Annotated in this window: 8 protein-coding genes; all 8 read left to right on the top strand. The window is 64.4% G+C overall.

Annotated features, from left to right (window positions below; translation table 11 throughout):
* Nucleotides 1–647 (top strand): lysylphosphatidylglycerol synthase domain-containing protein (locus VE009_RS24675; protein WP_325012400.1); only part of this gene is annotated, 647 nt, incomplete at its 5' end.
* Nucleotides 644–2134, top strand: coding sequence for an alkaline phosphatase family protein (locus VE009_RS24670; RefSeq protein WP_325012401.1), 1491 nt, complete (start codon nt 644–646; stop codon nt 2132–2134). The genes VE009_RS24675 and VE009_RS24670, both read left to right, overlap by 4 nt.
* Entirely contained in the window at nt 2131–2904 is a 774-nt protein-coding gene (locus tag VE009_RS24665) for a glycosyltransferase family 2 protein (RefSeq protein ID WP_325012398.1), read from the top strand. Before VE009_RS24670 ends, VE009_RS24665 begins: the two co-directional genes overlap by 4 nt.
* Nucleotides 2901–4406, top strand: coding sequence for a nucleoporin-interacting protein (locus VE009_RS24660; RefSeq protein WP_325012396.1), 1506 nt, complete (start codon nt 2901–2903; stop codon nt 4404–4406). The genes VE009_RS24665 and VE009_RS24660 overlap by 4 nt, the downstream gene beginning before the upstream one ends.
* 208 nt (nt 4407–4614) lie before the next feature.
* Nucleotides 4615–5700, top strand: a complete 1086-nt coding sequence (locus VE009_RS24655) for a hypothetical protein (protein WP_325012394.1) — start codon at nt 4615–4617, stop codon at nt 5698–5700.
* 67 nt (nt 5701–5767) lie between these two features.
* Nucleotides 5768–7261 (top strand): copper amine oxidase N-terminal domain-containing protein, encoded by a 1494-nt coding sequence (locus VE009_RS24650; RefSeq protein WP_325012392.1) that lies wholly within the window; start codon nt 5768–5770, stop codon nt 7259–7261.
* A 31-nt stretch (nt 7262–7292) separates the two neighbouring features.
* Entirely contained in the window at nt 7293–8237 is a 945-nt protein-coding gene (locus VE009_RS24645; RefSeq protein WP_325012390.1) for an FTR1 family iron permease, read from the top strand.
* The gene (locus tag VE009_RS24640) at nt 8234–8470 is read left to right on the top strand and encodes a hypothetical protein (protein WP_325012388.1); all 237 of its coding nucleotides are present in this window, start codon (nt 8234–8236) and stop codon (nt 8468–8470) included. The genes VE009_RS24645 and VE009_RS24640 overlap by 4 nt, the downstream gene beginning before the upstream one ends.
* Nucleotides 8471–8625: the final 155 nt, after the last annotated feature.

Genomic DNA, 8625 nt, shown 5'->3' with positions numbered 1-8625 from the left:
GCCGGGGCGGCGTGCCCGCCGCGCTGGCGCTGCAGAGCGTCGCCGCGCAGCGCGCGCTCGACCTCGCGGCGCTGGCGCTGCTCGCGGCGGCCGGCGCGCCGCATTTGCTCGGCGCGTCCGGCGCCGCGCCGGCGCTGCGCTCGGCGGCGTTCGTCGCCGCCGCCGCAGCCGCCTGCGCGCTCGGGCTGCGCCTTGCGCGCAGGCTCCCGTGGCCGGCCGTGCGCCGGCAGGCCGAGTACGCCCGCGACGCGCTGCGCGGCGGGCGGGGGGCCGCGATCGCGGCGCTGACGCTCGCGAGCTGGCTGCTCGAGGCGGCGGTCGTGTTCGCCGTCGCCGCCGCCGTCGCGGGGCCCGGCGCGATCGCGGCGTTCGAGGCGGTGTGGGCGAACGCCTTCACGATCGCGGGCGGCCCGGCTTACGTCGGCCCCGGCGGCATCGGCGGCTACGAGAGCGCCATGAGCTACGCGCTCGCCCGCGCCGGCCTCGGCTGGACCGACGCGCTGAACGCCGCGCTGCTGTCCCATGCTTATAAATTCGCATTTTCTTATGCGGCAGGGCTCGTTACGATGCTGCTGCTGCCAATACGATTACCCGAGTGGCGCGAATGGTTCGCCCGCCGGAAGGAGAACGTCCCATGGACCGAATGAGCAATGTGACCCGTTTCGAAAAATACGCCGCCCGCGCTTGGAACTTCCTCAACGAGGGCAAATCGTTCCTGCCGATTTTCACGATCGGCGTCATCATCCTCGCGTACGGCGCGAATTGGATCGCCCATCCGGGGCAAGCGCTGCTCGGCCTCGCGGCGCTTGCGATCGTACTCCCGTTGCTGCTGTTCTACATGCACTACGACTTCCCGTTGTTTTTGCGAAACTACTTATGGCTGCCGCTGTTCATCTACGTGCTGCTTCCGTGGCCGCCGGGCTACGAGCCATTCGATTGGAAGCTCGCCGCGTTCGCGGTCGGGCTGTACTTTTTCTTCACGGTGTTTTTCTGGGGGACCTTCTATTACCGGATGCGGATCGGAACCCCGTGGAACAACTTTGCCCGGTTTTGGAAACTCGTGCTGAAGCATAGCGACTCGACGAGCGGCAACGCGCAGGAGCAAATTCCGAAATTTTTGCTCATCCTCTCGCTTTGGCAGTGGACGTACCGCTGGCTCGGCGAAGCGTGGTCGCTGCCGCGCGACGGCGCGCTGACGTGGGGCTTCATCGCCGGCGTGGCCCTGTACGCTTGGGTGCTGCATCGGCATTTGTTCGATTGGAAGCCGAAGGAGTATGACTTTTTCACGAAGGATCGTTATCCCGCCCCGACGGCGCCGCTCGCGAAGAAGGTGTACGTCATCGTCATCGACGGCATGCGCAAGGAGCGCTTTTTCGAAGCGCGCACGCCGTTCCTGGACAAGCTGCGCCGGGAGGGGACGGAGTTCACCCAAATGGAAACGGTATACCCGGCCCGCACGGTCGTCTGCTTTTCGTCCATGCATACGGGAGCGTATCCGCGGGAGCACGGCATCTCGTCGAACCTCGTCATCCGGTACGGCGTGAAGGTCGAGAGCGTATTCGACGCGCTGCGCCGGGGCGGCAAGCGCGGCCGGCTGCTCGGCATCGCGCATTTGATCGACGCGTTCGGCGACGACGTAGAGAGCATCACGGCCGTCATGAAGCATGACGAGGCGGACCCGGCCATGCTGGAGCGGGCGATTAAGGTCGTGCGGGAGCAGGATCCCGATTTCCTGACGGTGCAGTTTATCGGAACGGACCAGATCGGCCACTCCCGGGGCGTGTTCTACGACGATTATATTGAGAAAATCGAAACGGTCGACGGCCTCGTCGAAACGTTCGTGCGCGAGCTCGAGGCGTCCGGGAAGCTGGACGACGCCGTCGTCATCGTCTGCGCGGACCACGGGCAGGCGGACGGCATCGGCGGCCACGGCCATTTGGACGAAGGCGAGCGGTTCGTGCCGTTCTTCGTGTGGGGCCGCGGCGTGGCGGCGGGCCGGCGCGTCGAAGAGCGCCACTCGCTCGTGTCGCTCGCGCCGACCGTGACGCATGTGCTCGGCTGCCCGTTCCCGAGCCACGCGCACGGCCCGTCGCTCGTCGACGCGTTCCGCGCGGAAGGGACGGACAAACCATGACCGATACAGGCGCATTGAAGAAAATCGTCGTGTTTCTGCCGGCGTACAACGAAGCGGAATCGATCCCCGACGTGCTGCCGCGCGTGCCGCGGGACGCGGTGCCCGGCGCGGAGGTCGTCGTCGTCGTCATCGACGACGGCTCGCGAGACGCCACCGCGGACGTCGCGAGGGCGCACGGCGCCGATCTCGTCGTGCGCAAGGCGCGCAACCAAGGGCTCGGCGCCGCCGTGCGCGACGGGCTCGCCGAGTCGGTGCGCCTCGGCGCGGACGTCGGGGTCATGATCGACGCCGACAACGAATACCCGCCGGAGCTCATCCCGGCGCTCGTCGCGCCGATCCTGCGGGGCGAGGCGGATTACGTCATCGGCTCACGGTTCGCCGGCACGATCCGCGGCATGAAGCTGCATCGCCGGCTTGGCAACTATGCGTTCACATGGCTGCAGCGGGCGCTGCTCGCCGCGTCCGGCCGGCCGGTGCGGCTGACGGACGGGCAGTCGGGCATGCGCGCCTTCTCCCGCGAGGCGATGGAGCGCGCCGACATCATCCACGATTACAATTACGCGCAGGTGCTGACGCTGAACCTCGTCCGCCAAGGGTTTCGGATGACCGAGGTGCCGATTCCGTACCAGGTGCGGACCAAAGGCGAATCGTTCATTAAATTCCAGGCGTACGCCCGCAAAGTGCTCCCGGCCATCTACCGGGAGATGCGTCGGCCGGCGGGGCCGCAGCGGTGGGCGCCGCGTCCGGCGAAGCCGAGAGGACCGCGATGAAGGAGCGGTCGTTCGCCGCCGCGCCGCTGCTCGCGTCTGCGCTGTTCGCGGCCGCGCTGGGCGCGCTGCGCCTCATGTACGCGTCGCCGTATGCCGCGTCGTGGGATGCGGTCGATTTCGCGCTGGCGCTCGACCGGTTCGATCTGCTCGCCATGCAGCCGCATGCGCCGGGCTACCCGTTCTTCGTGCTGCCCGCCATGCTGCTGCGTCCGCTGTTCGGCGGCGACGCCGTCGCGGCGCTCGCCGCCGTCGGCGCGCTGCTGTACGCGTCCGCCGTCGTCCCGATGTACCGGCTCGCTCGCGAAGCGCTGCCGGCGCGGCCGGCGGCGGGCGTCGTCATGCTCATGCAGGCCGCGAGCTATCCGGGCCTCTCCGCGGCGCTGCCGATGTCCGAGGCGGCGGCGGTCGGCGCGCTCTGGTGGTACGTATACGCCGCCTTCGCCGCCTTCCGCGCGCCGCGCTTCGCGGTTCGGCTGCTGCCGGCCGCGCTGTTCGGCCTGCTGATGGGCATCCGGCTGTCATACGTCGCCTTCGCGCTGCCGTTGCTGCCGCTGTGGCTGCGCGAGCTGCGCGCGAGCCGGCTGCGCGCCGCCGCCTTCGCCGCCGTCGCGGCCGCCGCGCAGCTGCTCTGGCTTGGCGCGCTGGCCGCGAGCGAAGGGAGCGCCGCCGGCTTCGTGCAGCTGTCGCTCGAATTCGCGCGCGGCCATTTCGCCGACTGGGGCGGCGCGGCGACCGCCGAAGCGTCGGCGCCGCTCGGGGAGCGGCTGATCCGGCTCGTCGGCTACAACCTGCTGTGGGTCGGCCTCTGCGGCGGCAGCGCATGGAACGCGGCGGCGCTCGGGGCGCTTGCTGCCTTCGCCGCCTTCGCCGCTTCCCGCCGCCGCGGACGCTCCGCCGCCTTCCGACGCCGCGCTTCGGCCGATCGGGCCGCCTGGGGCTGGCTCGCCGCCGCCTTCGCCGCATACTTCGCTTGGGCGCTCCTCGCGCAGAACGTCGACAAGCCTCGCCATATCCTGCCGCTCGTCGGCCCGCTGCTGGCGCTGGGCGGCGCCTCGGCGATGCGGGCGGCGTCGGCGGCCGGCGGCCGCGTCTTCCGCGCCGCAGGCGCCATGCTGCTCGCGGCCGCCGTCGCGGCGCAGCTGTGGACGGGCTTCCGGCTGCTTGTGACGCTCCGGACGGAAACGCCCGCCGTCGTCGCGCTGCACCGGTACGCCGAAGAGCGGCTGCCGGAGCCGTTCGCGCTGTACACGTGGGAGGAAACCCGCGTGCTTCAATATCTCGGCGCTTCTTACCCGCATAAGCGCGCGTACACGTTCGCGCTCGTAGACGAGGAGCGGCGGGCACGGCCCGACCGGCGGATCTACGTCACGGATAAAGTCGTGCAGGGATTTGCGGCGCAGGGCGTCGATCCGAAAGGGCGGTTCGAGCCGGTGGCGACGTTCGCATCGAACGCGATTATCGAGCCCGTATATTATCGAATTACGCTTTACGAATGGAAATAGTCGGGGGAACCCAACAATATAACAATGGTTAAAAAAGCCTTGATGCAAAAGGGAATCGGGATTTTGCGTCGAGGCTCTTTTTTTTCGAATTTTTCGTTGACAGCCTAATTGAAACTGATTATCATTACACATGGAACGGGATTGAAAATCATTCTCAGAATGATAGAGAGAGAGAAAGCACAACAACAGCTAGAAGGAAGTGGGATTCATGAATCGGCTGATTCGATACATACTGCCGGCGGTCGTCTTGATGATGCTGCTGCCCCAACAGGTCGGCGCATACTCCTACGGCGATCCGAGTCAAGAAGCGATCGCGGAAGCGATGAAAGAGATGATAGCGAAGCTCCCTGACAGCTCCCCGGATTGGGCGGCCGTCGGCGAAATTTACAAGGTGCACCGGCCCGAGATCGAGTCGCATTTCGGCTCCTCCGTGGCGGCGACGCTCGACGCCGATATCGCGGCGAAGGATAAGGAGCGATTCTTGTCCAACTACAAGGCGCTGCTCGTGCTGAATTTGGAACGGCGGTTCAAATACGCGAACGCCAGCGTCGACGATTATTCGCAGTCGAAGCTGCTGCTCGCGAAAGCGAAAGGCACATACGACGTGCTCGCGCCGTACGTCGGCAGCGACGATACGCATAAGGCGGTGCTGACGGCGTTCGACGAAGCGCTGAAGGCGCTCGGCAACCCGGGACTGTTCGGCGTCGGCGAGGAGCCGGTCGATCCGGAAACGTTCAAAACGAAAACGGCCTTCATTCTCGGCAAGCTGAAGCCGCTGTTCCCGATGAAGTCGGCTCCGGCGCAAGCCGCGCCAGCGAAGAGCGAGCCCGCGAAGGCCGAACCGGCGAAAAGCGAGCCGGCGAAGAGCGAACCGGCCAAAACCGAGCCGGCGAAGAGCGAGCCGGCGAAGACGACCCCGGCGCCCGCTCCGGCGGAGCCCGCGAAAGCCGAACCCGCGCAAGCGGAGCCGGCGGCGGCCGAACCGGCGGCAGCCGAGGCGGAGGCGGCCGGCGAAGCCGCGCCTGTCGAGGCGGAGGCGCCTGCCGAAAGCGTGTCCGCGGAAGCGTCGGCAGAGGTCGAAGCTCCGGTCGAGACGGCAGAAGCCGATCCTGCGGCCGCTGGGAATGCGGCGGTCGAAACGGCCGCGGCAGACGAAGCCGAAGTCAGCTTGGCGCATGCGCCGATGGAACGGGCCAGCCGCACGAATCCGATCGTCAGCATCGTCGTCATCGGGGGCGTCGCGCTCGCCGCGGGCGGCGGTCTATGGTACGCGAAAAAACGCAAGCTGTTTTAAACCGTCCGAAGCAATGTTAAAACCGTTATTCATTCATAATAATTATAGTCAAAGGGGTTAATCGTTCATGAAGAAAAGCATCGCACTTCTCCTCTCCGCATCCTTGGCATTCGGGTCCGTACCGGCGGCGTTCGCTGCGCAAACGTCGTTCGCGGTAACGACCGACGTATCCGCCCAAACGTCGCTCGCCGACAAGTATAAAGCGATCGTAGCGCTGTTCCCGGCGGAAGGCGAGCCGGACCTCGCGGAAGTCAAGGCGCAGTACGAAGCGAACTTCCAAGCCGACGTGAAAGTGCTGAACGCCGAGCTGGATACGCTCATTACGCAGACGCTCGACCTCGCGATTGAGGGCAAGCTGAGCGCAGGCCAAGCGAAGCAGGCGGTCGACAAAGGCTTGCAGTGGTACTTCTACCTCGCCATTACCGATTTGACGCGTTACCAAGCGCTCCCGGCGCTGGAGAAAGGCGATAAAGCGGCGGCGACGGCGGCGCTCGACAAAGCGATCGAGCTGTACGCGAACGTGCTCGAGCCGACGGCCGTGAAGCGCGACAATTATTACCTCGAAACGAGCACGCCGGTCGAGATGAAAGATACGCTCGCGACGGCCGTGAAAGGCTTGCAGCAAGCGGTGAAGGACGGCAATGTGCTGAACTACAAAATCTATCGTCAAATGTTCGATAAGTCGCTCATCAAGGTGTTCCACCTCGCGACGCTGAAATACGCGAAGACGGCGCCGACGGCGGAGCCGGCGAAGGCGCAGGTCGAAATGACGGAAGGCTTCTTCTTCTTCCTGCCGATTTACGGCTCGCTGAGCGGCGGCAGCAAAGCGGACGCGGACGCGATCCGCAGCGCGTTCGGCGGCGGCGATCCATCGAAGCTGAGCGAAGCGGCGATCAAGCAGCATTACGCAGCGGCTCTCAACGGCAAAATCGGCGGCTACGCGACGCGCGTGCTGACCGACGAGCTGCCGGGCGGCAAGCACGAAGCCGCGATCGAGCATGCGGTCGAAGGCAACATGTTCCTCGTGGCGGAAGAAGTATTGATCAAAGAAAAGCTCGGCGCAGAAGCGTATGCCGAAGCGCTGGCTCATGCGGAGCAATATCTGCAAGCGGTTCGCAACAAGAACGCGGCGGCGGCGAACGAGCATGTCGTCGCATACCTGAAAATCGTCGCTAAGCTTGACGGCGTCGTTCTGAAAATCGGCGAAGCGCAGTTGACGGTCGACGGCGCGGTGAAGACGGTCGACGCGGCTTCCTACGTGAACCCGCAGACGAACCGGACGCTCGTGCCGACGCGCTTCATCGCAGAGGCGATCGGCGCTTCGGTCGACTTCAATGATGCAACGCAAGTCGTCACCATCGTGAAGGGCGGCCAAACGATCGAACTGAAGCTCGGCTCCGCCGACGTCTCCGTGAACGGCGAGGTCGTCGCGGACAAGAAGCTCGACCAGACGGTCGTCGTGAGCGAAGCCGGCCGCAGCTTCATCCCGCTGCGCGCGGTCGCCGAACTGTTCGGCAGCAACGTGTTCTACTCGAACGGCGAAGTCGTCATTACGGAGTAATTTACTAATAGAGGGAAGGGGGTGACGGTCCATGGATTTTCAAGCGTTCCTTATTACGTTCCGCGAAGCGCTCGAAGCGCTCTTGATCATCGGGGTGATCGTCACCTACCTGACGCGCATCGGCGAGAAGCGGTGGAACAAATGGGTGTGGCTCGGCGTCGTTCTGGCGCTGCTGTCCAGCTACGGCGTCGCGCTTGCGTTTCAGGTCGTGCTTACCGGCTTCGCGGCGATGGCGAGCCACATTTATTTGAAAATCGGCATCCTGCTCGTCTCGTCGGCGCTGCTGACGCACATGATATTGTTCATGGCGAAGCAGGGGCGCGACATGAAAGACGAAGTGCAGTCCAAGGTGGCGGCGATCTTGACGACCGGCAGCGTCATCAATATGATCGTCCACGCGTACCTCATTACGCTGCGCGAAGGGATCGAGACGGTGTTCTTCTTCGCGGCCATTTCGGGCGGAGACATCGAGCAGGCGATCCGGAGCTGGGGCGCGCTGTTCGGCCTCATCGTCGCGATCGTCGTGGCGTGGACGTTCTTCCGCGGCGCCCGGCGCGTGCCGCTCGGCACGTTCTTCAAGATTACGGGCGCGTTCCTCGTCCTGATCGCCGCCGGGTTGTTCGTACAGGGCGTCGGCATCATGCAGGATATCGGCATGCTCGGCACGATGTATCGGACGCCGGGCGGTCAGATCGGCGCGCTGTACGATCTGACGTGGCTTATGCCCGAGCATCCGCAGGATTATGAGCACTACGTCCGCGACTTCGGCGTCGCGCCGCTGGTCAGCGGTCAGGTGGGCATTTTCTTCAAAGCGTTCCTTGGTTACACGCAAGACCCGTCGGTGGAAGAATTTTTGGCGTATTGGGGATACTACTTCTTGGTATTCGCGCTGCTGATCCGGCAACGGAAGAAAGAATCGTCCGCTGCCGCCGTATCCGAAGCGCGCACGACATCTTCCGCGAAGGTGACCGCATGAAAATCAAAGTATGCTGCAAAAACTTGAAACGCTGCGACGGAAAACCTGCGGTGAAAGCGCTGAAGCACGAATTTCCGGACGTGAAATGGAAGAAGAAAGACTGTCTCGGCCGCTGCGGCGCCTGCAAGAAGGGCGCGATCGCGGAAATCGGCAAAGGCAAGGCGTTCCTATGCAAGAAAGATCCCGATACGTTATACGCGGAATTGAAAAAGCTGTTGGTTCAAGCCGGTTAATCCGGGACGGTCGCCCATTGGGCGGCCGTTTTTTATATCCTAGAGTATTTAAGGTTAACGGAACAAATTGTCCGTTATTGTGGCGAAAAACGGCGCGGGGAGGTTATTTCCTCAAAATAGCGGACATTGAATTCCGTTAACCTCCAACTCGCTAA

The sequence above is a fragment of the Paenibacillus sp. genome (assembly GCF_035645195.1).
Classification (GTDB): Bacteria; Bacillota; Bacilli; order Paenibacillales; family YIM-B00363; genus Paenibacillus_AE.
This window is presented reverse-complemented; position numbering and strand designations above follow the sequence as displayed.

What these genes read in the sequence shown, in the direction of transcription:
- VE009_RS24640 (WP_325012388.1), top strand. Translation starts at nt 8,234, where the DNA reads ATGAAAATCAAAGTATGCTGCAAAAACTTGAAACGCTGCGACGGAAAA.
- VE009_RS24650 (WP_325012392.1), top strand. Translation starts at nt 5,768, where the DNA reads ATGAAGAAAAGCATCGCACTTCTCCTCTCCGCATCCTTGGCATTCGGG.
- VE009_RS24665 (WP_325012398.1), top strand. Translation starts at nt 2,131, where the DNA reads ATGACCGATACAGGCGCATTGAAGAAAATCGTCGTGTTTCTGCCGGCG.
- VE009_RS24660 (WP_325012396.1), top strand. Translation starts at nt 2,901, where the DNA reads ATGAAGGAGCGGTCGTTCGCCGCCGCGCCGCTGCTCGCGTCTGCGCTG.
- VE009_RS24645 (WP_325012390.1), top strand. Translation starts at nt 7,293, where the DNA reads ATGGATTTTCAAGCGTTCCTTATTACGTTCCGCGAAGCGCTCGAAGCG.
- VE009_RS24670 (WP_325012401.1), top strand. Translation starts at nt 644, where the DNA reads ATGAGCAATGTGACCCGTTTCGAAAAATACGCCGCCCGCGCTTGGAAC.
- VE009_RS24655 (WP_325012394.1), top strand. Translation starts at nt 4,615, where the DNA reads ATGAATCGGCTGATTCGATACATACTGCCGGCGGTCGTCTTGATGATG.